At 57.2% G+C, this 22,196-nt stretch carries 24 protein-coding genes; 7 read left to right on the top strand and 17 right to left on the bottom strand.

From position 1 onward, the window contains the following. Window positions 1-89: 89 nt before the first annotated feature. The 13 genes from ABD796_RS15270 to ABD796_RS15210 all read right to left on the bottom strand — a co-directional run bounded on the left by ABD796_RS15270 (window position 90) and on the right by ABD796_RS15210 (window position 15,730). Complete coding sequence (locus ABD796_RS15270; protein ID WP_344909009.1) at window positions 90-917, bottom strand: carbohydrate ABC transporter permease; 828 nt, start codon at window positions 915-917, stop codon at window positions 90-92. Then, on the bottom strand, window positions 914-1,816 hold the full coding sequence (locus ABD796_RS15265; RefSeq protein ID WP_344909008.1) for a carbohydrate ABC transporter permease: 903 nt from the start codon (window positions 1,814-1,816) through the stop codon (window positions 914-916). The genes ABD796_RS15270 and ABD796_RS15265 overlap by 4 nt, the downstream gene beginning before the upstream one ends. Before the next feature lie 13 nt (window positions 1,817-1,829). After that, window positions 1,830-3,011: an MFS transporter gene (locus tag ABD796_RS15260; protein ID WP_344909007.1), complete on the bottom strand. Its 1,182-nt coding sequence runs from the start codon at window positions 3,009-3,011 to the stop codon at window positions 1,830-1,832. Then, entirely contained in the window at window positions 3,008-4,150 is a 1,143-nt protein-coding gene (locus ABD796_RS15255; RefSeq protein WP_344909006.1) for a Gfo/Idh/MocA family protein, read from the bottom strand. The genes ABD796_RS15260 and ABD796_RS15255 overlap by 4 nt, the downstream gene beginning before the upstream one ends. A 39-nt stretch (window positions 4,151-4,189) precedes the next feature. Continuing rightward, window positions 4,190-5,005, bottom strand: a complete 816-nt coding sequence (locus ABD796_RS15250) for a sugar phosphate isomerase/epimerase family protein (RefSeq protein WP_344909005.1) — start codon at window positions 5,003-5,005, stop codon at window positions 4,190-4,192. Between the two features lie 98 nt (window positions 5,006-5,103). Next, complete coding sequence (locus tag ABD796_RS15245) at window positions 5,104-6,432, bottom strand: extracellular solute-binding protein (protein WP_344909004.1); 1,329 nt, start codon at window positions 6,430-6,432, stop codon at window positions 5,104-5,106. Window positions 6,433-6,807: 375 nt separating this feature from the next. Further along, window positions 6,808-7,389 (bottom strand): nitroreductase family protein, encoded by a 582-nt coding sequence (locus tag ABD796_RS15240; RefSeq protein ID WP_344909003.1) that lies wholly within the window; start codon window positions 7,387-7,389, stop codon window positions 6,808-6,810. Between the two features lie 61 nt (window positions 7,390-7,450). Next, a complete protein-coding gene (locus ABD796_RS15235; protein ID WP_344909002.1) occupies window positions 7,451-8,515 on the bottom strand; it encodes a metallophosphoesterase in 1,065 nt (354 codons plus the stop codon). Between the two features lie 27 nt (window positions 8,516-8,542). Beyond that, window positions 8,543-9,604 carry a M20/M25/M40 family metallo-hydrolase gene (locus ABD796_RS15230; RefSeq protein WP_344909001.1) on the bottom strand — a complete coding sequence of 354 codons (1,062 nt, stop codon included), beginning with the start codon at window positions 9,602-9,604 and terminating at the stop codon, window positions 8,543-8,545. A 216-nt stretch (window positions 9,605-9,820) separates the two neighbouring features. Further along, entirely contained in the window at window positions 9,821-10,666 is an 846-nt protein-coding gene (locus ABD796_RS15225) for a carbohydrate ABC transporter permease (RefSeq protein WP_344909000.1), read from the bottom strand. A gap of 32 nt (window positions 10,667-10,698) precedes the next feature. Further along, window positions 10,699-11,646 (bottom strand): carbohydrate ABC transporter permease, encoded by a 948-nt coding sequence (locus ABD796_RS15220; protein WP_344908999.1) that lies wholly within the window; start codon window positions 11,644-11,646, stop codon window positions 10,699-10,701. Window positions 11,647-11,731: 85 nt separating this feature from the next. Further along, window positions 11,732-13,189: an extracellular solute-binding protein gene (locus tag ABD796_RS15215; RefSeq protein ID WP_344908998.1), complete on the bottom strand. Its 1,458-nt coding sequence runs from the start codon at window positions 13,187-13,189 to the stop codon at window positions 11,732-11,734. A gap of 291 nt (window positions 13,190-13,480) precedes the next feature. Further along, window positions 13,481-15,730 carry a helix-turn-helix domain-containing protein gene (locus ABD796_RS15210; protein ID WP_344908997.1) on the bottom strand — a complete coding sequence of 750 codons (2,250 nt, stop codon included), beginning with the start codon at window positions 15,728-15,730 and terminating at the stop codon, window positions 13,481-13,483. 162 nt (window positions 15,731-15,892) lie between these two features. On the opposite strand from ABD796_RS15210, the gene ABD796_RS15205 reads away from it, so the two are divergent. The 5 genes from ABD796_RS15205 (at window position 15,893) to ABD796_RS15185 (ending at window position 19,123) form a co-directional block, all read left to right on the top strand. After that, complete coding sequence (locus ABD796_RS15205; protein WP_344908996.1) at window positions 15,893-17,491, top strand: extracellular solute-binding protein; 1,599 nt, start codon at window positions 15,893-15,895, stop codon at window positions 17,489-17,491. A 92-nt stretch (window positions 17,492-17,583) separates the two neighbouring features. After that, window positions 17,584-17,877, top strand: a complete 294-nt coding sequence (locus tag ABD796_RS15200; protein ID WP_344908995.1) for a hypothetical protein — start codon at window positions 17,584-17,586, stop codon at window positions 17,875-17,877. Between the two features lie 223 nt (window positions 17,878-18,100). Continuing rightward, entirely contained in the window at window positions 18,101-18,589 is a 489-nt protein-coding gene (locus ABD796_RS15195; RefSeq protein ID WP_344908994.1) for an Hsp20/alpha crystallin family protein, read from the top strand. A gap of 7 nt (window positions 18,590-18,596) precedes the next feature. Beyond that, entirely contained in the window at window positions 18,597-18,806 is a 210-nt protein-coding gene (locus tag ABD796_RS15190; protein WP_344908993.1) for a hypothetical protein, read from the top strand. Continuing rightward, window positions 18,806-19,123 carry a hypothetical protein gene (locus tag ABD796_RS15185; protein WP_344908992.1) on the top strand — a complete coding sequence of 106 codons (318 nt, stop codon included), beginning with the start codon at window positions 18,806-18,808 and terminating at the stop codon, window positions 19,121-19,123. The genes ABD796_RS15190 and ABD796_RS15185 overlap by 1 nt, the downstream gene beginning before the upstream one ends. Window positions 19,124-19,308: 185 nt before the next feature. On the opposite strand, the gene ABD796_RS15180 is transcribed toward ABD796_RS15185, so the two are convergent. The 4 genes from ABD796_RS15180 to ABD796_RS15165 all read right to left on the bottom strand — a co-directional run bounded on the left by ABD796_RS15180 (window position 19,309) and on the right by ABD796_RS15165 (window position 20,808). Further along, window positions 19,309-19,527 (bottom strand): hypothetical protein, encoded by a 219-nt coding sequence (locus ABD796_RS15180; protein ID WP_344908991.1) that lies wholly within the window; start codon window positions 19,525-19,527, stop codon window positions 19,309-19,311. Between the two features lie 168 nt (window positions 19,528-19,695). Then, window positions 19,696-20,208, bottom strand: a complete 513-nt coding sequence (locus ABD796_RS15175) for a hypothetical protein (RefSeq protein ID WP_344908990.1) — start codon at window positions 20,206-20,208, stop codon at window positions 19,696-19,698. Window positions 20,209-20,270: 62 nt separating this feature from the next. Beyond that, window positions 20,271-20,534, bottom strand: coding sequence for a hypothetical protein (locus ABD796_RS15170; protein WP_344908989.1), 264 nt, complete (start codon window positions 20,532-20,534; stop codon window positions 20,271-20,273). A 16-nt stretch (window positions 20,535-20,550) separates the two neighbouring features. Next, window positions 20,551-20,808, bottom strand: a complete 258-nt coding sequence (locus ABD796_RS15165) for a hypothetical protein (RefSeq protein ID WP_344908988.1) — start codon at window positions 20,806-20,808, stop codon at window positions 20,551-20,553. Window positions 20,809-21,019: 211 nt separating this feature from the next. On the opposite strand from ABD796_RS15165, the gene ABD796_RS15160 reads away from it, so the two are divergent. Then, on the top strand, window positions 21,020-21,712 hold the full coding sequence (locus ABD796_RS15160) for a hypothetical protein (protein WP_344908987.1): 693 nt from the start codon (window positions 21,020-21,022) through the stop codon (window positions 21,710-21,712). Window positions 21,713-21,741: 29 nt separating this feature from the next. Beyond that, window positions 21,742-22,140, top strand: a complete 399-nt coding sequence (locus ABD796_RS15155) for a hypothetical protein (protein ID WP_344908986.1) — start codon at window positions 21,742-21,744, stop codon at window positions 22,138-22,140. Window positions 22,141-22,196: the final 56 nt, after the last annotated feature.

The following is a 22,196-nucleotide window of genomic DNA, read 5'->3' as shown; positions in this document are numbered from 1 at the left end:
CCCCACCTCAGCAGCGCGGCCGGCAGAGGCTGAGGGGAACGGCGCTGTTCCGGTCCGCCGCACCCTTTGCCGGCCGTGCCGGGGGCCGATCAGCCTTTGACCGCCCCGGCCGTCATGCCCTGTACCAGCTGCTTCTGAAGGGCCAGGTAGAACAACACGATCGGCACGAGCGCCATCGTCAGCGCCGCCATCTGCAGCGTCTGGTTGGTCGTTTCCTTGCCGGCGAAGTTGGCCAGGCCGAGCGGCAGCGTCTTGAGCGCGGAATCGTTGATCAGCACAAGCGCGAACAGGAATTCGTTCCAGTTGTAAATAAAGTTGAGAATCACGACCGTGGCGAGCGCCGGGCGGGTCATCGGCAGGATGATCGACCAGAAGATGCGGTAAACGCCGCTGCCGTCCATCACCGCCGATTCCTCGATATCTTTCGGGAACGTGCTCATAAAGCCGACCAGGATGAACACCGTTATCGACAGATGGAACGCCGTATAAGGCAGGATGAGCGATAGCCGGGTGTCGAGCAGGCCGATTTTCTGCATCAGCAAAAAGATCGGAATGAGCGTGGCGTGAATCGGAATGACCATTCCGAGCATGAACGAGCCGTACACCCACTTACGGCCGCGAAACTCGAAGCGCGATAAAAAGTAAGATGCCAACGCCCCAAGCAGCACGGTCAAGGCGACGGAGGCGAGCGTGATGAAGATGCTGTTCCAGAAGTATGTGCCCAGGTGGGCGATTTCCCACGCTTTCGTGAAATTGTCCCATATCCACTGCTTCGGAAAGCCAAGCGGGTGCAGCGCATATTCCTGCTCTGACTTGAACGAGTTGATCGCCATCCAGAGCAGCGGCACAACGTTAAAGGCGCCTGTGGCGATCAGGAACAGGGCGATGCCTGTCGTTTTCCAGCGTTGTCGCGTCATCGTCCCCGTTTCCCCCTTTTGCCGTCTTCGTCGCGGCCCCCCGTCAGTTTGTTCGCCCCGTAGATGACGATCAGGCTGAACAGCAGGATCAGTACGGAAACCGCGCTGCCGTAACCGAAGCGGATGTTCGTGAATGTGTTGATGTACATATAGATCGTCATCACTTCCGTATTATGGGCCGGACCGCCCGCCGTCATGACGTAGATCAGATCGAAGACGCGGAAGCTGTTGCTGATCGCGAACACGACCGTTACCCATATCGTTGGCCGAATCATTGGGATCGTGATCAGCAGCACCCGCTTCCAGCCGGTTGCGCCGTCCATCATCGCCGATTCGTTGATTTCCGAAGGAATGTTTTGCAGAGCGGCCAAGTATATGACCATGTACAGCCCGCAGTTTTGCCAGATGTACGTAACCGAAAGCGAAAGCATCGCCCAGGTCGTGCTGCCGAGCCAGTTTTGCTTCCAGACGCCCAGTCCGACGAGATCGAGAAATTGGTTGATCAGTCCGGATTCGACGCCGTACATTTTTCCCCAGATGAGCGAGACGATGACCGCCGAGATGACGACGGGCAGGAAGCCGACCGTACGGAAAAAGTGTATGCCGCGCATCGTCCGGTTCAGAGCCAGCGCGAGCAGCAGCCCGAGCGGCAGTTGGCCTACCAGACCGGTCGCCATCATAATCAAATTGTTTTTGACCGAATTCCAGAACGTCGGATCGGCTAAAATTTCCTTAAAATTGTCCAAGCCGACGAAACGGACATTCGACAAGCCGTCCCAATCGACCAGCGAATAATAAAAGGACATCAGGATCGGAACGACGGCAATGCCGATGTAAATAACCAGCGCCGGCAGCAAGCCAAGCGCGATCGCCCAGGACGTTCGCTTCAATGTATGCATAACCGTCTCCCCTTCAAGATGGAATGGCTGGCGCTCTGCCGGCAGGCTGCCTCTCGGCGCGGCGGACGCTTCTCCACAGCATCCAGAAGCCGACTGCGCCAAGCGCCGATACGATCGCGCCGCCCGTATACAGGAAGCGCGGGCCCATCTCTTGCAGCAGCCAGCCTCCGACCAAGCCGGCAATCATGCCGGACAGTCCGTTCCAGGTCAAGGCATATACAGCCTGGCCGGAAGCGCGATATTGGGCGGGCACGAGCTTGGCGGTCAGCTGGGTACCGAAATAGTAGTAACAGCCGAATGTGACGCAGTGGCTCATCTGAATCCAAATGACCGGAACGGCGCTCTGCACGGTGGACATGAACAGCCAGCGAACGGCGAACAGGACGCTCGCCGCCGACAGCAAGCCGATCATGGCGCCAGGCTTCTTTCCGGTCCATCGGTCGAACAGCAGAAAAGCAGGCACCTCAAGCACCGTGGACAAAAACACGGACCAGCCGATCAACGTCTCCGAACCGCCTAGCTCCGACATGCGCAGCGAGACGAACGTGGAGTTCACCGAGTTCGGTACGGAAATCAGCACCCCCAGCGCGAAAAACGCGACCAGCGTTTTGTTGCCGAACACGCGGCCGTAATCGCGCAGCGAGAAAGCCGCTCCCCTACCGGCGCTCCCTCCGCGCGGAAGCAGGAAGCCGATGCCGATCGAGGCGAGCAGCATGGCGCCGTATACGTAGCCGAGCTTGCCGATCCCGAGTCCGCCCAGCAAAGGCGCCGCGGCCACCGCCACGACCGACCAGCCGAACGACCCCCACGAGCGGAACGAGCCGAAGCGTTTCCCCGTCCCTTCGATGGCATTCAGGATCAGACTGTTGCTTTGCGAGAACAACGAGCTTTGAAAGAAGAAGAACAACAGCATGGCCAGCGAGATGGCCGTCACGCCCGAAGCCTGGAATACCGTCTGGGAGGCGATGAAATTGCCGGCCATCATCAGAAGGAGCACGAGCCTGATATTTTGCAAACGATCGCTCCAGTAGCCCCAGAACGGGTTGCCGATAATCGAGATGAGCGGCCCTCCGGCCATAATGAGTCCGATCTCGATCTTGGACAGTCCGATATCCCGGAAATACAAGGGCAAGAACGTGAACAGGACGGCCATCGCCCCGTAGACGGCAAAAGTATACGCTTTAAGTACCTTCATCCCATAGGAACCGCGGCCGACCGGGACAAGGCGCGGACTTCCTCCGCGTTTACCTCGCCGCCTCTCGCATCTGCCGCATAGATGCCTTCGCTGATCAGCATCGTATCGAGAGCGATCCGCGCGGTAGGCAGCAGCTCGACCCTTCCCTGCAAAGCTGCTATCCAATGCTGCTGCGACGAATCGTAAGCGTCCTCATTCGGATTCATCCGGTGACGGCGAATGTCCATCCGGTCCATATCGAGCGTGCTGTCGAGGTCGAGATCGGCGATTGTCGTATGAAAGCTGAACGGGGCCGTCGGCTTGGCTGAATCGTAAGCCGGCAGCCGGATGCCGCCCTTGGAGCCGACGATGCTGCTTCCTTCGTAGCCGCCCAGGTGAACCGACCACGCTTCGTTGATGTCCATCGTCAGTCCGTCGCGGAAGGTGACAAAGCCGAGCGCCAGCTCCTCGACATCGAAGCCGCTGCTTTCCCGTCGCGCCGCATCCATCTCCATCTCCTGATACAGCTTGCCGGTTATCCGGGATATGTCCGGGGTTCCGAGCAAATAAAGCAGCTGGGCGATGTGATACACGCCCATATCGAGCAGCGCGCCGCCTCCTGCCGTTTCCTTGCGCGTAAACGGCGCCGCGCCGAAGCCGTCCACGAAAGGCCGGCCGCGCCGGCGGAACCCGTTGGAGCGCGCATGGTACAGCTTACCCAGCGAGCCGGCATCGATCAGCGACTTCGCCGCCTTCGTTTCCTTCTTGTACAGCGTACTCAGCTGAACGTGCAGCTTCTTGCCCGTCTCCTCCGCCGCCTCGCTCATCGCCCGGCCGTCCGCATACGTTCCCGCGATCGGCTTCTCGCAATAGACGTGCTTGCCTGCCCGCATCGCCGCAATGGCGACCGGAGCATGGAAGTTATTGTGCAGACAGACGTCCACGGCATCCAGATCGTCGCGGGCAAGCATCGCGCGGATATCCGCGTACAGATGAGGAATGCCGTATTGTCCCGCCGCCTGAGCGGCCGCCGCTTCATTAATATCGCAGACGGCAACCAGCTCCGCGCCGTCAATCGCCGCATATTGCTCCATATGGCTCTTTCCGATAATACCGGCTCCGATAATGCCGATCCGGACACGTTCCATTTTCCGTTCCACTCCCATCCTCCAGGTGCTGATTGTATATATTTAATGATATTAACTATTTGTTTTAGCAAGGTTGCCTTTTTCGGCTAACACCGTTTTCTGCACATCGGCCAGCGCCCACCCGATCTCATCGTACGGGTTTGCCGAAGGATTGTATTCGACGGCCCAGTCCCCGGCGTAACCATCGGCAAGCAGCAGATGCGCCTTCTCCGGCAAGCTTCGTTCGTTCAGCGTGCGGATGTCCACATGAATGTGGTAGGCATGCGCGGCTACGTCGCCGTCCCCCCCGCTGCCCTCCTTCCAACGTCCGAGATGCAGCAAGATGCCGAATGCGGGATGATCGACGGCTTCCGCCAGCCGCTTCATCCAGCGGGCATCGGTGGATTGCCCCATATGATTTTCCGGTCCTACGCGCATCCCGCAGCTGGCCGCCAGTTCCGCATATTCGCGAAACGTATCGACCGTGTAGGCGAAGGCGTCCTCCGTCATCGTCTCCGTGTTGCGGTAACAGGCGTCGATCCGGATCGTCTTCGCCTTCAGCAGATGCGCTGCCCGGATTTGCCGCAGCGCGTTGGATTTCAGCGCCGCACGCACCTGCTCGTCGGGCTCCCATACATGCGCCCTGTCTATGGCGATGTTCGATAACCGCAGTCTTCGTTCCTCCAGCGCCGCGCGAATGTCGTGAAGCACCTCGTCGTTTGCCGGCGTCCACACGTATTCGGAACGCTCCTCGTAAAGGCCGTTCCATAAGTCGACCGTTTCGAGGCCGTAACGGTGCTTCACCGTTTCCAGATAGCCGAAGACGTTCATCCGGCCTGCACTGATCTCGCCCCAGAACGAGAAAGCGCCAAGCGATATATCCATCATGATCCCTCCGCCTGAACCGCCGCGCGTCTTGCGCCGCTTCGGTACTGTGCCGGAAAGCGGCGCGCCGCGGTCGTTAGTGCTGTTGCCCGCAATGATGTTTATTTGGCTTTATCCTGTGCCGCCTGCATTTCCTTCGCGACCTGCTCGGCCGTCTTCTGCTTGGTCGTGATCGCTTGCAGTCCGTTCTCGAATACGTCCTTGACCGCGATCGGCGCTACCGAATCGAATACCGGAGCGGTCCCCTTGCCGGTCAGCTCCATCATTTCCTTCAAATATTTACTCGTCTCCGCAGGCAGATCCACGCGGGCCGGTACGACGATGCCTTTCTTGAGCAGCGTCTGATACAGCTCTTTGCCGTAAAAATATTGCATGAACTTTAAGGCGGCGGCTTTCTTGTCGCCATCCAGCTTCGCATTCAGGCCGATTCCGTATTGAATGACGCCCGCGCTTTTCTTCGGATCGCCTTTGCCGCCTTCCACGGACGGGAACAGCGCGATGCCGAAATTGTCGCCTTTCGGATTTTCGTGGCGGAATTTGGAATCGATTGTCGAGCTAGTAATATGGATGGCCGCTTTGCCTTGCATGAAGTAGTCCTGCACCTGCACGACGTCCATCGTATTCAGATCGGAGTTGAACGCATCGAGCTTCGTGAACTCCTCAATCACGTTCAGCGCCTTGATAAAATCCGGATCGGTATATTTCGCTTCGCCCTTGTTGACCTTGTACAAGAAGTCGCTTCCCGTGAACCGGTCCCCGATGGCCGACATCCACGACGATTGCAGCGGCCAGCGGTCTTTGTTGCCGAGCGCCAGCGGCGTAATGCCCGCGGCCTTCAGCTTCTTGATCAGCTCGATCAGATCGGCGTACGTTGTGGGGAACTGGTTGTAGCCGACTTTGGCCAAAAGCTCTTTGTTGTAATAGACGATATCCACGAACGTCTGCTTTGCCGGAAGCGCGTACTGTTTGCCGTCCGATTTGAAGCCCGCCAGCGCGTCGTCGGGCAGTATCCCTTTCCATGTGCCCATAATTTCGTCAATTGGCATCAACACACCGCCCGAGACGAGCGGCTCCATCTCGACGCCCGGGAACAAAATGAACATGTCGGGCAGCTTCTTGCCCGCAGCCAGCGTACGCAGCTTCGTCCGGTATTGTTCGGAAGGCACGCCTTCTTCATCGATTTTAATATCCGGGTTATCCGCCTGGAATTGTTTGATGCGATCTTTATAAATGCCGTTGTCCACATTCGGACTCGTCCAGTTGTACATGATGGACAAAGTGACCGGCTCTTTTTTCGTATTCGTGCTCGGCGCGTTCGTTCCGGAATTAGCTTGATTTCCCGTGCCCGATGACCCGCAGCCTGCGGCGGTGAGCGCAAGGCCGGAGGCGATGCCTGCCGCCAGCGCCGATTTGATCCATTTCGTTGTCATTCGAGTCCCCTCTTTCCGTATCCTCGTTTACCGTTCCACGAACGCCTGCAGGGTATGCCGTGTTGCTCTTATTATAAACGCTTACATGTAAGCGATACCATCCGACTCCATTTCAAAAACATCCGTTTTTTTTAACGGATATGAGGAGTTGAAACAAGCTAACGGAGCAGCAAAGCCATCCCTTCGGGAATGAAACGCGGCAGATTTGCAAGGAAAAAACAAAGAACCGGAGACCATCGTCTCCGGCAATACGATTTCCAATTTCCCGGGCAAGCGCAAAAGTCGCTAAAATGCGTACCGATCCGACCACCTGCTGTCCGGCGCCGTCGATTCCGGGCGTCTTCAGGCGGAATCGGGACGAAGTCTGCCTTTGTCCTAGTCGGCTTTGTCGATCCATACCGTCTTGTCCTGCACCGGCCCACGCGTTTTTACCGGCAAAGGAAGCTTCGGAACGCCCAAGTATACGAAGGAGACAAGCTGCTCGCCTTCCTGCAGGCCGAATGCCTTCTGCATCGTCGGGTGATACATCGGATCTCCCGTTCTCCATACCGCCCCCAGCCCGAGCGCATGAGCGGCCAACAGCATATTTTGCACGGCGGCATGAGCGGCCGCCATTTCTTCCACCAGCACCGCTTGCGGCTTGTCGCTTGGCGATACCGCTACGGCGATGACGACAGGCGAGCGGTACGCCTTGGCCCCCTGTTTCGTCCGGAACTCTTCCTCGTTCTCTACCGGCCCTTTAGCCAGCGCCTGCTCCAGCGCGATATCGGCATACGCCTTGGCCAGCACGCCGCGCCCTTCCCCGGTCATGACGTAAAACCGCCAAGGCTCGGTCAAATGATGACAGGGCGCCCAATTGCCGGCTTCCAGCACCTGCTCGATCTTCTCCCTCTCAATCGGCTCCTCCGTCACTGCGCCAACCGATCTGCGTCCGCTTATCGCTTCCCATACGTTCATATGTGCCACTCCTTCATTTTTAATGGAAATGTAAAAAAAGTCCCCTGCGTGCGTTGCCCTATCAGACCAGCTTTACGGTCCATGACGCTTCCTTAATCCAACTCCGCCCGATAAATTCCCGGCCCCTGACGACGACCTTGTCCGCGAACACTTGTACATATAATCCTTGGGCGACATGCTCGCGGAGCGGCTGGTATTGTACGTCCAGCACCCGGCCTACCGAGGAATTATGAAACCAGTGAAACGTCTCCTTGATGTAATGCTCCCGACCGTTCTGCAAGTCCTGATGCGTATGGCCGGAAAAGACGAATACGTTCGGATGAGGCTTTAAAATGTCGCGGAACTCCTTCGCGCGGATCAGCGAATGGGTGCCGCCGTTCTGGCCGATCGCCGGCAGCGGCTGGTGAATCATGACGAACGCCGGCTTGCGGTCCTGCCGCTCGGCCAATCGATCCTTCAACCAAGCCAGCTGCTCGTCGGAATACCAGGCGCCCTCGATGACTTCCGGCTTTTCCTGCACGTAAGCCTCTTGCGACAGCAGCAGGACGCGGCAGCCGTTGAGCAATACTTCCGAATACGGCTTGTCGAGCCGGAAATGCTTCATAAACGCTTCGCGGGAACTTGCATCGGTCATGCCGTTAGGCGCCGTTTCCTTGCTCCACGCTCCTGCTTTGTTGATCCATATGCGGTAGTAGTCGTGATTGCCCATATTGGCGTATACCGGCGGCAGCTTGTAGTCCTTCATAATGCTGCGGAATTGCGCGTAATCTTTATCCGTGCCCGACTCGGTTACATCCCCGGTAATAAGCACCGCCTGGATCTTGGACTCGAAGGCGAGCATATCGTCGAACGCCCGGCGCAGATTGTCCCCTGGGGTTGCGACCCCGCTGTTCACGTGCAGATCGCTTAAGACGAAAAAAGACAGCGCCGCACCCGAGCCGTCGTTCGGATTGCCGATCTCCGCTCGCTCGCCCTTGATCCCGTGCGGCAGATCGCCGAATGCATCGGCTTCGTCCTCCTCCGTATCACGGGGCGCGTTCAGCCTGTAGTTCCATAATCCGCCGGCGGTGACGACCGCCATGAAAGCCGCTGCGGCCGATCTTTTCAGAAACGTTCTCCGGTTCATGCCCTTTTCCTCCGCAGCCGTCCGCTTCTACAGCTCGTCGTAGAGCGGGTTCAAATTCTCGCTGCCGGTCAGGTGCACGAGCACATCCGTAAGCAGCTCGATCTCCTGCTCGATATCGTTCAGGCTGACCGTTTCGACCGGCGAATGCATGTAGCGCAGCGGCAGCGAGACGAGCGCAATCGGTACGCCTCTTCCCGTCGTGCGAATCATATCCGCATCGGTGCCGGTTTTGCGCGGAGTCAGCTCCAGCTGCAGCGGGATGCCGAGCCTCTGCGCGCTATGCTCCAGCAGACGGTTGACTTTCCGGTTAATCGGCGCTCCCTTCGCAAGCACCGGCCCTCCATCCAATACGACGGACTGATGCTTCGAGGAGGCCCCCGGGTAATCCGTGGCGAACGTCACGTCGACGGCGATCGCCAGATCCGGCGAAATGCCGGAAGCCGCGAAATAAGCGCCGCCCATATTCGTTTCTTCATTGACCGTGCTTGCCGCATAAACGCCGACGCGGACGCCTTTGGCCGCAGCCCGTCGCAGCGTCTCCGCCACGATAAAAGCGCCGGTCCGGTTGTCCAGACCGCGCCCGCAGAGCCGGTCGTTGCGCAGCAGCTCCGGCTCCCGCTTGTACACCGCCAGATCCCCGACCTGCACGATACCCGCGAGCTCTTCCTTGCCCGCCGCCCCGCAATCGATGAACAAATCGTCGAATTCGACATCGTTCTTCAGCCCGCCGTGGTGCTGCGCATTCGCTCCGAATACGCCAGTCAGTCGGCCCCCGGTTCCGAGTATGTCCACCTTCATGCCGACGGCCAGCTTGGGGCTGATCCCGCCCAGCGCATCCACATAAATGAAGCCGCGATCGTCGATTCGGCTGACGATCAGCCCGATCTCGTCGCAGTGGCCGGCAAGCAGCACTTTGAACGGCGCCTCCGGGTTCAGCACGCCCACGGCGTTGCCCGCCATATCGGTGCGGACGTCGTGCGCGAACGGCTTCACGTAATCGATCCATTTTCGCTGGACGTCCCATTCCTGGCCGGATGGAGAAGGCGTGGCAAGCAGCTCGAGCAAAAATCGCTTCGCTTGTGAATCCATGGCTGGCACATCCTTTCAGGTATAGTCCACACTTTACCATCATAGCGGGTTGCGAGCCCATTTTCCAGCGGCAGCCTGTTTCACACGAGACCGTGATTTCGGGTAAACGAAAAAGCCGAAGCGTTTTAAACGCTCCGACCAATTTCATTCGAGAACCTGCTCCAGCTGCGGCCGGGATATCAAGCGGACGCCAGCTGTGCCTGATTGATCCTGATATCAACCTTTCACCGCGCCCATCGTGGCGCCTTCCATAATCCAACGCTGGCAAAATACGTACATCAGCACCGAAGGCACCATCGCGATCATCACCCCGGCAAACATCGTAACCCAGTCCGCCGTATACTGCATCATCTGGTCGGCTTGGTACATATTGACGCCGATCGTGTACTTCTTCGGATCGCTCAAGTAAATGAACGGTCCGAGAAAATTGTTGTACAAGCCGAGGAACTTGAATATCGCCACCGTCACGATGCCCGGCATCGCCAACGGAACGATAATGCGGCCGAACACCTGGAACAACGAAGCGCCGTCCATCGTCCCGCTCTCCTCCAGCTCCTTCGGAAGCGATTGCATAAACCCGCCGAGCAGCATAAGGAAGAAGACGCTCTCTCCGAAGCTGTCGAGTATGATCAACCCGGTCAAGCTATTCGTCAAATGCAAGTCGCGCATCAGCACGTATTGCGGAATGAGGGCGTTGATCCCCGGCAAAAACAGCGATAGCATAATGACGCCCCACACCAGCTTCCGGCCCTTGAATTCCATACGGGTCAGCGCGTAAGCATTTAATGTCGTTAAGAATGTGCCGAGAACGAGGCTCACCCCTACGTAATACAGCGTGTTGAGCATGGCTCCGCCCAAATTGTATTTGTCCCAGGCCGTTTTATAGTTGCTCCACTTGAGCGTTTCCGGAAATGCCCATACGTTCTGGAAAAATTCCTGGTTCGTCTTCAGCGACTCGTACAAAACCCAAGCGAGCGGGAATAAAATCGTCAGCGACCAGACGATCAGCACGATTCGCCAAAACCAGTCGATGGCCGTACGCCGTTCCGTCAATCGCTCCACCTCCCTTTATAGGCAAAACTAAGGTTCGATTGTTAATATTCATACGATTGGTTAGGGAGCAGCTTGTCGACGAGCAGCTTCGCGCCCACCAGAATAACGAACAAGAACATGCCGATCGCCGAAGCGTAGCCGTAGTTGTGCGCTTCGTTCCCGAAAGCCAGATTGAACATGTACAAGCCGATGACGTCCGTCGAGCCGGCCGGACCGCCGTTGGTCAAGATAAGCACCTTGTCGAAGCTTTTCAGCGTTCCGAGGACAAGGAAGATGGCGCTTACGCGAATAATCGGGGAAATGAGCGGAATTGTGATGCGGAACAGCCGGGTCATATGTCCCGCGCCTTCCATAACCGCCGATTCGTACAACGATTTCGGAATCGTAATCATCGCGTTCATGAAAATAACGACATAAAGTCCGACGCCGGCCCATACGAATGGCGGAACGATGGCGGAAAGCGCCGTTCTCGTATCCCCGAGCCAGTAAAAACCGTTCATATCGATGCCGACCAAGTGAAGAAGTCCATTCAGCAAACCAAAGCTTCCATCGTATATAAACGCCCACAGCAAAGCGACGACGACCGTGGACAATACGTTCGGGAAGAAGAACAGCACCTTGAAAGCTTTAGTCCCCTTATAGCCTTTATTGGTCAGCAAATACGCGAGAAACAGCGAGATGCCGATAACGAGGACAGGAATGGTTACCATATAGAACAAATTGTGCAAAAGCGCCCGCCAAACGTATTTGTCCTGCAGCATCGCGGTATAATTGTCCAGCCCGACGAACTTCGGGGCGGAAATGCCGTTCCAGTTCAACAGCGAATAATAAACGGATAAGAGATTCGGATACAACGTAAACAATACATAGCCGGCAAAAGCGGGCGTGACCGCCAGCAAAATAAAAATCGTGCGCTGCACATTCGCTTTTTGCATCATGCGGCCCCGTTTCGGGTTGGCTGTCTTCGTTTCCGTGTAAGAGGTCGCCACGGTTCAGCGCTCCTTTCGCGCAAGTCCGATCCGCTGCAAGGAGCTTGTGCGGACTAGCCGCACGCCCCCTGCCGGAATCGAAACGTTATTTTTTCTGAGCTTGGGCGTCTATCGCTTTCTTCAGCAGCTCCTCGGCTTCCTGCAGCTTAGGCAGCGGCTCCTGCTTGCCGATGGCGATTTGCGAGATCGCTTCGTTGATAACTTTCAAGGACTGCTGATAAGCGGGATCGGTCAAGCTAACGTTGCGGAAGCCGCTTTCCAGCATGACCTTGTTTTTCTTCATATACTCGTACATCGCTTTCGGCGCATCCTGGATTTTGGCCGCTCTGGCCGCGTCGTCGGAGAAATCTTTGCGCGCCGGCAGCATGCCGCCTTTTTCCGCGATGACCGATTGAACGGACAAGTTCCACAACCATACGTTGAATTCCTTGGCCCATTTCTTATTCAACTCCGGCTTGGCCGCCCAGATGTAGTTCCCGTTGCCCGCGGACAGACGAATCCAGATCGTGTCGTCCGCCTTGTTCGTCATCGGCACGCTCATGAAACCCCATTTGAAATCGGGCGGCGTGGACTCCTTCATTTCGTTCTGTACCCACGTTCCGGTCGACACCATAGCCGCTTTGCCTTGAATGACCTGCATTTGCGATTGCGTATGGTTGAGGGCGGATACACCTTCGGGGAAGTAACCTTTCTTGCCCATTTCGTAAATCTTGTTCCAACGTTCGACACTTTCGGGGGACGTATGATTAGGAAGCTTGAAACTGCGGAAATCGTCTTCGAATTTTTTCAGGTTGCCGTTCGCTTCGGCTAGCTCGAACAGCTTCCACGCTCCGAAAGCGTTCTCGATATAGGTTGGATACACGCCCGGGAACGTTACCGGAATGACGCCCTTCGCTTTGATCGCTTCGCAAAGCTTCATGAACTCGTCCCATGTTTTCGGGTTTTGGTTCCAGCCGTTTTGCTCGAACAGCGCTTTGTTGTACATCAGTCCCCCGGCGGTACCGGCGACGGGCAGCGCATACGTCTTGCCCATTACGCGCGGAGCCGACGCATATTCGCCATCGAGAGCGATATCTTTCAGCGTTTTGCCGCCCCCGTCATACGCCTTGCGATCCCATAGATCTTCCTGCGGCTCCAGCTTGCCTGCGGCTACAAGCGCTTCCACGCCGCCCGGAATGTTGCCGGAGAACAGATCGAACATATCGCTGTCGTTGTTGGCGGCGATCTTCGTTCCCGTGATCGTATCAATCTTCGGAGAGTATACGACCTCGAAGCTGACATTCGGAAACTTTTCTTTAAATGTGTTCATGGCGAAATCGAACCATTCGCGCCCCATTCCGCTTTCAAAGAAACCGACCTTCAATGTAACTTTCTGATCTTTGGGTAGTCCGTTTTCCGTATAAGCAGCTCCTTGAGACGTTCCGTTCTGCGGAGCAGGGGCGGCATCCTTGGCCGGCTCTTGAGCCTTGGCACAGCCGACTGCGGAAAGTGCGACGAGAGATAACGCAAGTGCAGTCGAAATCGATTTCATTTTCACTTTCATGCGAACCCTCCTTTTATATAGGCAACCTCGGGTCTTTCCAACAATATTCCCTGTATCTCGACATTTTCTGCTTGAAACGAACCGGCCGGCTCGTTCAGTAACTTATCATTTTGCCGACTGTTCCGTAAATATTTGATTTTTTACGGCATAAGCATTTTTGTTGGTCGGGCGCCACAGGGACGCAAAAAAGCGGAATCCGTTATCCCGCCGACGTCGCGCCTTTGCTGCGACAGTCTGCGTACGGTCCCGCTCCCCTTATATACGTTTTCTTACCGATAGCCGTTTTTTTGTTTATATCGTTTCCGGAAGCTCTTTGCGATAGCTGCCGGGCGTCGTTCCCGTCTGCTTCTTGAAGGCGCGGATAAACGATAGCGCATTCGTGTAGCCCACTTCTTCCGCAACGTGCTGCACCGCGTCTTCCGTTTCCTTGAGCAGCCGGGTCGCCTTCTCGATGCGGATCTGGGTGACGTAATCGATAAATTTGACGCCGAACTCTTCCTTGAAAATACGGCTCAAGTAACTAGCGTTGTAGCCGAACTGCTCGCTCACCGAAGCAAGCGACAATTCCGGATTGCCGTATTGCTCGGCAATATATTGTTTGATGTTTTGCAGCATATGATGCGACGATTTTTTCTCCCGGAGCCGCCGCATCTCCTCGAACGCTTCGACGAGCAGCGCATCCAGCTCCCCGTATATCGCATCGAGCGTCTCGTGCCGCTCCATGATCCGGTCGATGCGAAGGGCGGCGGAAGAATTCCAAATATCCTGAAACTCCGCGGGAAGTTCCATCATTTCGCGGTGCAAATGGACCGTCAGCATCGTAAATACATTGTAGAGGTCGTCTCTCGTAAACAAGCTGTTGCGGATCGAGCGGTAAAAACTATGCAGCCGTTCTTCCCACGCCGGATCGCCGGCGCGGAACGACTGGCAAAGCAGCCGGATTTCCTCAAGCTGCTTGAACGTTTCCCCGTGCGGCACTTGCGTATCGGCCTCCACGATAATCCGGTTCGCGCCGAGCGACGATTTGTAGCCGAGCAGCCTGGAAGCGAGCCGGAACGACTCGGGCAGCCGGGCAAGCTCAGGGTATACGCCGCCGATCCCGGCCGTTACGGTGAACGACATGTTGTCGCCGATCCACTCTCGCAGCTTATCGGAGAGGGAGACAGCCGTCTCCTCGGCGCCTTCCTTGCCCGCCAATTGCAGCAGGACGGCAAAACGGTGCGGGTTGACCCACTCCCCGTACAGCGCCAGGCGCATGTCTCCGGCAATTTCGCGTAGCACGTTGCCGATCACCTGCTTCAACAACTGCTGATCGCGGCGGTTGTACTTCGCCGTAAACTCCTGAAACTGGTCGATTTCGAACAGCATGACGGTCATGCAGGTAGAGTCGTCCCCGCTTAAGCCGAGCAGCTCCATATTCTGGAGCTTGTCGCCCATGCCTCCCTCGCCCTCCAACAGATGGAGGAAAACGTGCCTGCGGCGGTATACGATATTTTCTTCGTCCTTAACCTGGAGCATACTATGCTCGTCCAGAAGCTGATCGATCGCGTTCTCGATATATTTGAACTCGTCCTTCCGCTCGTCCAACTGCAGCTTGCGGCTCTTGAGCCGCGCATACGCCTCGATGCGACTTGCCCATGTCAGGATCGGGCGGTAATGGCGCCGCGTGACCAGCACGAACCAGACGGCGCCCAGCGCCACGACGATAAAGCCGAGCGTGATCCACACGTAGAACAGCGACGAAACCCAATCGAGAATGCTCGATTTGTAGATGCCGACTCTGACGGACCAGCCCGTATAGTCCGAGCGGATATGCGCCAGCTCCTTGCCCGAATCCGGAACGGCACCCTCTTGGCCGGACGGTCCGGTCGACGCCTTCGACGCGATCAATTTGCCCGATTCGTCGATCAGCTCCACGAAATTGAGCTTCGATTCGGACATGCTGCCGATCATTTCGCTCAGTTTGGCTGTGCTGACATGCACGACCAGCAGACTGCGGTCCGATAAATCGGCAATCCTGACCAGACTGACGACGTCGGCGCCGCCAAAGCCGGGACTTTCCTGGTAGAACCGCTTATTTTCCCAATGGAAGGGCCGCAGGCTGGATATCCTCGAACCGATAAATTCCTTGTCCCCGAAAGCGTTCAGACCCGAGATGGAGGAAGGAGTCAGTACCGTAGCGTCCTTCGTCCGGTACAAATAGATCGAGTGCACGAGCGGCTGCTTGCGGATAATGGCCCCTAGAGCGGCCGCGGCCTCGTAATCGACCTGTCGCCGTTCCGAAGCGGGAATGTCCGCGAAAAACTGCGTCAGCTTCTCGTTATCCCGCAGTTCGCCGCTGATCATCTCGTCGACGCCTCGCAGCACCCCGTCGATCGTCTGGCTAATCGTATGCGACAGCAGCGTATTCGCTTTCATGGCCGAACGCGTCGACATTTCGTTCAACGACAAATAAGCCAGAAACAGCAGCGTCGCGACTATGAGAAAAAAGACGGGCAAATAAGACAACAGCAGTCGTTGAAATCCGTTCGTTTTTTTCATAGAGTCCCCCGTGAGAGCGCTATTCATCATTCCTTAATTGTAACCCGTTCGCTTCAACCTTGTAAACGGCGGACAGGCTGACATCTATATCCGCTCTTTCCTTCTGTACGAAAACACGATAACATATATAGAATAGATTATCCATTCGGGAGGAACATGCTTTTGAACAGAAAGCTCAGGCTGTACCTAGGATTGGCAACGGCGGTGCTCCTCGCAGGAGCGGCTTTATGGATCGGGCTCGCCGTCGCCAACAATGGTGCCGGTGCCCGTCAGCCGCATGCTGCAGGACCGGACGGCTCCGCTATGACCTTGCATCTGCTGATAGGCGGCCCCGCTACGTCCCGCCTTCCGGCCCCCGAACGTGATTTTGTCCGGCAGGCCATCGAGCGCAAGTTCAACGTCCGCTTGTCGGTTACGTACACCGAGCCGGGCAACGACTACGAAACGAAGATCGCCGCCCTGCTCTCTGCGAACGATCCGCCCGACATGTGGCTAGAGCTTAGCGCGGACGGCGGCGCCCAGCATGCGCTGGACAATGTGCTGGCGGATATGACCTACTATGTGACGCCGGAAAAGATGCCGCATTATTTTAAATACTGGATGAACGAGTCCGAGCTGCGCCAATACCAGTTCCACAATAAGTTCGCCCGCGCTCCGATTCCGTATGACAAAAGCTCCTACCGCTCCTACTACATCCGCAAGGATTGGCTGGACAAGCTGGGTTTAGACGTGCCGGACAGCTACGAGCGTTATTACAACGTACTGAGAGCGTTTACGTTCAACGACCCGGACGGCAACGGCAGGGCGGATACATACGGATTCACGACCGCCGGCAACGGCTCCCGCCTTTCCACGGATTGGCCGGAATATGTGAAGAACGGCCTGCTGTATCCGGCCTATTATGCCGATAACCGGCTGATCGACATGCAGATGGACTCGAAGGTGGAACAGGTCGTCACCGACATCTTGCGTGCTATGGGCGATGGCGTCGTCGACCCCGACTGGTTTCTGAACAAAGGGCGCCAGCATATCGACAAGGCCGTTCAAGGAAAAGTCGGCATCGTGCTGGGCGATACGCTGGATTTCGCGTTCGACGCCAATCCGGACAGCCTTCAATCCCGCAGCAGGGCTATCAATCCGGCGGCGGATTGGGTGCCATTCAATCCGTTCGGCAAACAGGCGATTGCGACAGCTTCGACGCCGCAGTATCCTTTCGTATACGCCAACAATGCCGCCGGCCTGAACCCGGAAAAGCTGGAGCGGATTTCGCAGATTTTGGACTGGCTGTCGGGCGAAGAAGGGTTTATTTTGACCCACTACGGACTGGAAAATGTGCACTATACGCGAAAAGGATCGACCCTTACGCTCATTCCGGCCAAGATCGACGAGGATATTGTCCAAAACGGAGATTTTCTGAAAATATGGGATTTCTTCACGCCGGACACGCCGCATGTTCTCGGGTTGACCGTGATCGATCCCCGCCGAACGGAACGCGACCGGCGGATCGCCGACACACTCGGCCGAATTCCCGTTTACGGCGGACTGGGAACGACGCTTACTCCGCCGCTCGGCATCAGCGTGGAAGCAATGCGCGCGCGCCAGAACGAGCTGCAGGTAAAGATGGTATTCGCCGACAAATCCGCGAAGCGGTGGCCGGAATACCGGGAGCAAATTATGACGGGCTACAACGGCAACGTCATATTCCGTCAATACGAAGAGAAGATCCGGCAGGCGCAGTCGATGCGTCCTGCCGCCAATTAGCCCCATTGCGCAAAGTCGGCGGATCCGCCAGTGGATAATGCTGCCATGCTTTTGGTAAGATGGAGGTACATCAAATAAAGGTTGTGAACGAAATGGGTGTCAGATTCAACCGCGAGTACCGCGACATCGTCCGCGATTTCGGGACGGCGCTCGGACAAATCGACAATTGCTATGAAATGTTCGAGATGGAGCGCGACGATTGGGAAAGTCTGGATCGCGAAGAGCAGATCGAATTTTTGCGGACGTTGGCGGACGATATTTTCTACGGCCTCGGCTCGGAGCCGTTAATCGAAGTCGGCGAAGGCAAGGTGCAATACGACTCGTCCAATCATATTATACGCGTATGGACCGATTCGCAGATCGTCCATCTGATCAAGCTCGTCTAGCCCGGACAAGCCGGGCAGCGGCCAGCTCCGCGCTCGCCAAACCGTTCGTTTCGAAGGTATGCCCCGCAGGGCAGCTTCGGGCGGACGGTTTTTGCGCTTGTTGCAACTTCGTGCGGAGGGCAAAGGCGGATGCGCAATGTCCTCTGCATGGGACAGGCTCCGCCGCTCATACACTGGTAGGGAAGCGCTTAGGCCGAGGCAGACAGGAAGGAGGCCCGCCCCTATGAGTGAAGCTCCCCACCGTTTCTGGAAAAAGCTGCGTTCTCAAGCCAACCAAACGCTCGGCGATCAGTTTTGGAACGACATTGCCGGGCTTCTTCCGAACGCTCAGCCGAGAACGGACGTTTTCCAGACGGATGACCGCTTTATCGTCGTGATCGAGCTGCCGGGCTGCCGGATCGAGGAATCCGTCAAGCTTTCGGTACATAAAAACATGCTGCACATCCGCGGCGATCTCGTCTGTCCGTATCCGGTGGAAGAGGACGGTTTGCTTGTTGCCGAACGGTTTTTCGGCCCGTTTCACCGCAAAATCCCTTTGCCGCCCGGAACGGCGGCGGAAGGCATGAGAGCCCGCAGCAAGGACGGACTGCTGACCGTGGAGTTCTTCCGCACGAAGCCGTCCGATGAGGCCATCGATATTGCGATCGACCGGCCAGACGCAGGCGCGGCGGACGATCCTCCGCTTCCCGAACGTCCCGAACAAGGAGGTTAAATCGAATATGGTACGTATTCGCTTTGAATCGATCGAGATCGATACCGTCTCGGAAAGCTCGTCCGTCAACAGCGGCATCAACGTGCTGCTTGGCCGAGTCAGCACGGAACGGAGCAGCGAAGCGATGGGTTCAGTCGACGGCAAAGGCAATAAGCTGACAGACGGGCTGTACGTCAGAAGGCGTCGAGCGGACGATCGCCCGAACGGGGGCGGCTGATGGCGGCCTCGTTGTTCTCGCCCAATTTCGTTATCGGCCGCATCGATATCGGCAGTGTAGAAGGCGCGTCCTGCGTCAACATGGGCAACAACTTCCCCTCTCACTTCCAAAGCAGCAAGAAACAGAATCAAGGCTTCGGGGAAATTAGCGGCAACAACAACACGCTGTCCGAGACGCGTTCGGCGCTGGACGATTCCGATTTCTTGGACTGGATGTCCGGCGAAGCGGCCCCGGATATTCCGGAAGCGGTCCGCGACTGGTTCGCCGGGCTTGTCCGGGAAGCGTCGCAGCAGGCCGACATCGGGCAAGACAAATAACGCGAATGCGGACATGGGCCGGAATTCGCCGGCTATCCGTTTTCGCGTAGACGAGCGTATGTGGGAGCGCGCTGCCTTGTTCCATCGGGTACAGCATCAAGCGCGAGATATGCCGGGCACAGCTGGCTCAGGCCTGTCGCAGCGTTTATTCCCATGCCCCGGTTCCGCTAAAAACCGGCGGCGTACTACAGCAGCCCCGATTCCCGGAACACGGTCGGCGCGCCGCAATCCGCGCAATACGCAGCGTCCTGCCGGTTTACTTTGGAGCAGCCCTTATGCAGAGGGCTCTTTTTTTTCGAACAACGGTTCACGAGCGGCGCACCGCAGCGGACGCAATGCCTGTCGCTTTTCTCCGGCTGATGTCCGCAGCGAACGCAAGGGTCTTTCTCCTTCTGGTCTGCCATGCCGACCGCCTCCGCAGCCTATACCCGCAATTGCGGTTTTGCCATATTGTATGCGACAGAGGCGCAGCCGGTATAGGCCCATTTCCCGCATACTCGCGGCAAGAGACCGTACGGATGCATCCGTGCGGCCTCTGATGAAAGTTTGCTTGTTTTCGCCGGAACGCCGGATCAGCCCCCCTCCATAAAACGAATCGGAATTTCTTTGGCGACTACAGCTTCCTCGCGCGGCAGGGTCACCTCGATGACGTTCTGTTTGTATACCGCCTTGGCTCCGTCTACACGAACCGGAACGGCCAGCCTTACCGTCTTCTCCTCGCCGCCGGGAAGTCCTGCCAGCCGCAGCTCATGGGGCATCGCCGCCAACCGCAACTGCCTCGGCTCCATGTCGGCGGACAAGCGGATGCGCACGATGAGCGCCCGGTGGGTCTCGAATACGTTGCAGGCGAGCGACGATTGCCTGGACTCCGCCGTCGGCTGCGCGGTCCGGCCGTTATCGGACGGTCCGGGGACCGCATCCGCCAGTATCCCCTTTACATATCGGTCCACCCAAGGGATCGGGCCGCCGGGATTGCCATGGAGCGCCTCCTTCCAGCCGTTTCCGCCGAAAAAGCTGTTCTGAAAGCCATCCCAGTCGAACGGCCCCCCGCCCGGACCTGTTTTTTCTTCATCCGATCTGGCCAACCGATCGCCTCCCTTCAGCCAACGATTTCGCCGGCTTCTGCTCTTCCTGTTCGCGGTCACATTCATGACGCCTGCGGGACCGTCTGCTTGCTCAGGAAAACATCGCGGTCGTCGATCGGCGTATCGATCAGATCGTTATCGTAAATGACGTTCACATTGCGCGTAACTTGATGGCCCTCGCCCGAAATGCCCGAGAAGCTGGCGTTCGTCTTGCTGTGCGAGCTCCAGCCGTATTGCAGATTCGTGCCCACAAAGATGCCCGAATTCGTCTCCATCGCATTGACGACAATCCGGTCGAACTGAACGAGAAAACTCGTACCCGGCACAGCCAGCGCCTCCTTCCTACGATTGAATGCTCGGACCTCCGTCCCTGTCGAAGCCGTCGAAGATGAGCGTATCCAGGAAATCGTTGTCCGACAGCAAATTCAAATTGGCGGCAAACGTGCTGCCGCCGCCAAAACCGTTCGTTATCGATCCGATCGAATACTGGTTTTTGTTGTGCGAATCCCAGCCCGGCGCAGCCGTCTCTCCGACGAACACGGCGGCGTTCGTCTCTTGAGCGTTCACGTAAATTCCGTTGAAAATAATAGTTCCCGGCATTCCGTTCCCTCCGTTGATCGTAGTCGTAACTCATACATATGCCCGCAACGCATTGTCCTATGCGGAAACCGGCACAAGATGCGCATGCTTTTCCCGGTTCTCCCATATAATGTACGAGACAGATTGTCTGAATTAAGCGGTGAACCGGCCGGCTGCCCTGCACGGGCGGCTTCTGCCGGACCAACTTCGACGGGACAAGCGGGGAATCGTTATGTGGAACTGGTTGTCGCGGCGCGGCAAAACGGCATCCGTCTCCAGCGACCGAGCGGAGTGGAGCCGGCTGGAGCAAAAAATCGAACAGCTGGAGCGGACGCTGCTGCTGCTTGCCAAGGAGACGCGCAAGCAAAACATCGTCGTGCGGCAGCTCCATATTAATCAGCCCGTTGTAGAGCAGGTCACGTTTCGGCTCGACGCTTTAGATATCGAGGAGCTGAGCGGGTCATTGAACTTGGGGAACAATTTCGACGTGCAGTTCGACCCGCAAACGCTGTTTCGCAGCGGGAACGGCGCAGGCAAGGCGGGAGACAAAAACGGCGGGTCCGACAAGACTGCAGATAAAGCCGGCAGTGTCGGCAGAGCGCCAGACAAAACCGGCAGTGTCAGTAAAGCGGCAGATAAAGCCAGCAGCGTCAGTAAAGCGGCAGACAAAGCCGGCAGCGTCGGCAAAGCGCCAGACAAAGCCGGCAGCGTCAGTAAAGCGGCAGATAAAGCCAGCAGCGCATCCGGTCCGGCCGCTTCTGCCGGCAAACCGGTCCCTTCCGGGGAGCCCGACGCTTCTCCAGGACGAGGCACTGCCCCGCTGGAGCGTACCCCGTCCGGCTACTCCTACCGGACGTCCCCGGCCTCCGCTTCGGTTCGCACGTCTGCGCCCAACCGCAACAGCCCTCCGCCGCGTAAGCTGTAGGAACGAAACGTCGGAAAGGAGCGGCCGCTTTGTCCTACAGCTCTATCGTATTCAACCGCATTCGCGTCAACGAGATGGGCGAGAATTGCGGCGTCTTCATCGGCAACAATATAGCCTCGTTGTGGGGCTCTTTCAGCAAGCAGCAGACCGGCTTCTCGCAGCAGGGAGGAACGGCGAGCGGTAACCGGACGTTGTTCCGCAACCGTGACGTCTTCGACATGATCGCGATCGGTCCGTCAATTTGCCGGGTCCGCCCGCGTATCCGGCCGAACCCTCAGGGACGCACGGTGTCGGACGCTCGTAACAGGACGAGCAGCAAGCATGCGCGCAAACAAACGCGTGGCCGTCAGCGGTCGCAAACCCAAACGCGCCGACGGCTTCGCAAAACCGGACGGAACGATAAGGGGATAGCGCTTACAAAAAAATAGAAAACCGAACCCGATTGCCGGGTTCGGCTATCCATTACGGTCGAGCGTCCCTAAAG

The organism is Paenibacillus hodogayensis (assembly GCF_039536325.1).
Lineage (GTDB): Bacteria > Bacillota > Bacilli > Paenibacillales > NBRC-103111 > Paenibacillus_AB > Paenibacillus_AB hodogayensis.
Note: the sequence above shows the minus strand (reverse complement) of the source record. Positions and strands in the feature narration are given on the sequence as shown.

Coding starts and splice junctions, on each gene's coding strand:
- ABD796_RS15270 (WP_344909009.1), bottom strand. CDS start 917: ATGACGCGACAACGCTGGAAAACGACAGGCATCGCCCTGTTCCTGATC.
- ABD796_RS15265 (WP_344909008.1), bottom strand. CDS start 1,816: ATGCATACATTGAAGCGAACGTCCTGGGCGATCGCGCTTGGCTTGCTG.
- ABD796_RS15260 (WP_344909007.1), bottom strand. CDS start 3,011: ATGAAGGTACTTAAAGCGTATACTTTTGCCGTCTACGGGGCGATGGCC.
- ABD796_RS15250 (WP_344909005.1), bottom strand. CDS start 5,005: ATGATGGATATATCGCTTGGCGCTTTCTCGTTCTGGGGCGAGATCAGT.
- ABD796_RS15245 (WP_344909004.1), bottom strand. CDS start 6,432: ATGACAACGAAATGGATCAAATCGGCGCTGGCGGCAGGCATCGCCTCC.
- ABD796_RS15240 (WP_344909003.1), bottom strand. CDS start 7,389: ATGAACGTATGGGAAGCGATAAGCGGACGCAGATCGGTTGGCGCAGTG.
- ABD796_RS15235 (WP_344909002.1), bottom strand. CDS start 8,515: ATGAACCGGAGAACGTTTCTGAAAAGATCGGCCGCAGCGGCTTTCATG.
- ABD796_RS15230 (WP_344909001.1), bottom strand. CDS start 9,604: ATGGATTCACAAGCGAAGCGATTTTTGCTCGAGCTGCTTGCCACGCCT.
- ABD796_RS15215 (WP_344908998.1), bottom strand. CDS start 13,189: ATGAAAGTGAAAATGAAATCGATTTCGACTGCACTTGCGTTATCTCTC.
- ABD796_RS15210 (WP_344908997.1), bottom strand. CDS start 15,730: ATGAAAAAAACGAACGGATTTCAACGACTGCTGTTGTCTTATTTGCCC.
- ABD796_RS15200 (WP_344908995.1), top strand. CDS start 17,584: ATGGGTGTCAGATTCAACCGCGAGTACCGCGACATCGTCCGCGATTTC.
- ABD796_RS15195 (WP_344908994.1), top strand. CDS start 18,101: ATGAGTGAAGCTCCCCACCGTTTCTGGAAAAAGCTGCGTTCTCAAGCC.
- ABD796_RS15190 (WP_344908993.1), top strand. CDS start 18,597: ATGGTACGTATTCGCTTTGAATCGATCGAGATCGATACCGTCTCGGAA.
- ABD796_RS15185 (WP_344908992.1), top strand. CDS start 18,806: ATGGCGGCCTCGTTGTTCTCGCCCAATTTCGTTATCGGCCGCATCGAT.
- ABD796_RS15180 (WP_344908991.1), bottom strand. CDS start 19,527: ATGGCAGACCAGAAGGAGAAAGACCCTTGCGTTCGCTGCGGACATCAG.
- ABD796_RS15165 (WP_344908988.1), bottom strand. CDS start 20,808: ATGCCGGGAACTATTATTTTCAACGGAATTTACGTGAACGCTCAAGAG.
- ABD796_RS15160 (WP_344908987.1), top strand. CDS start 21,020: ATGTGGAACTGGTTGTCGCGGCGCGGCAAAACGGCATCCGTCTCCAGC.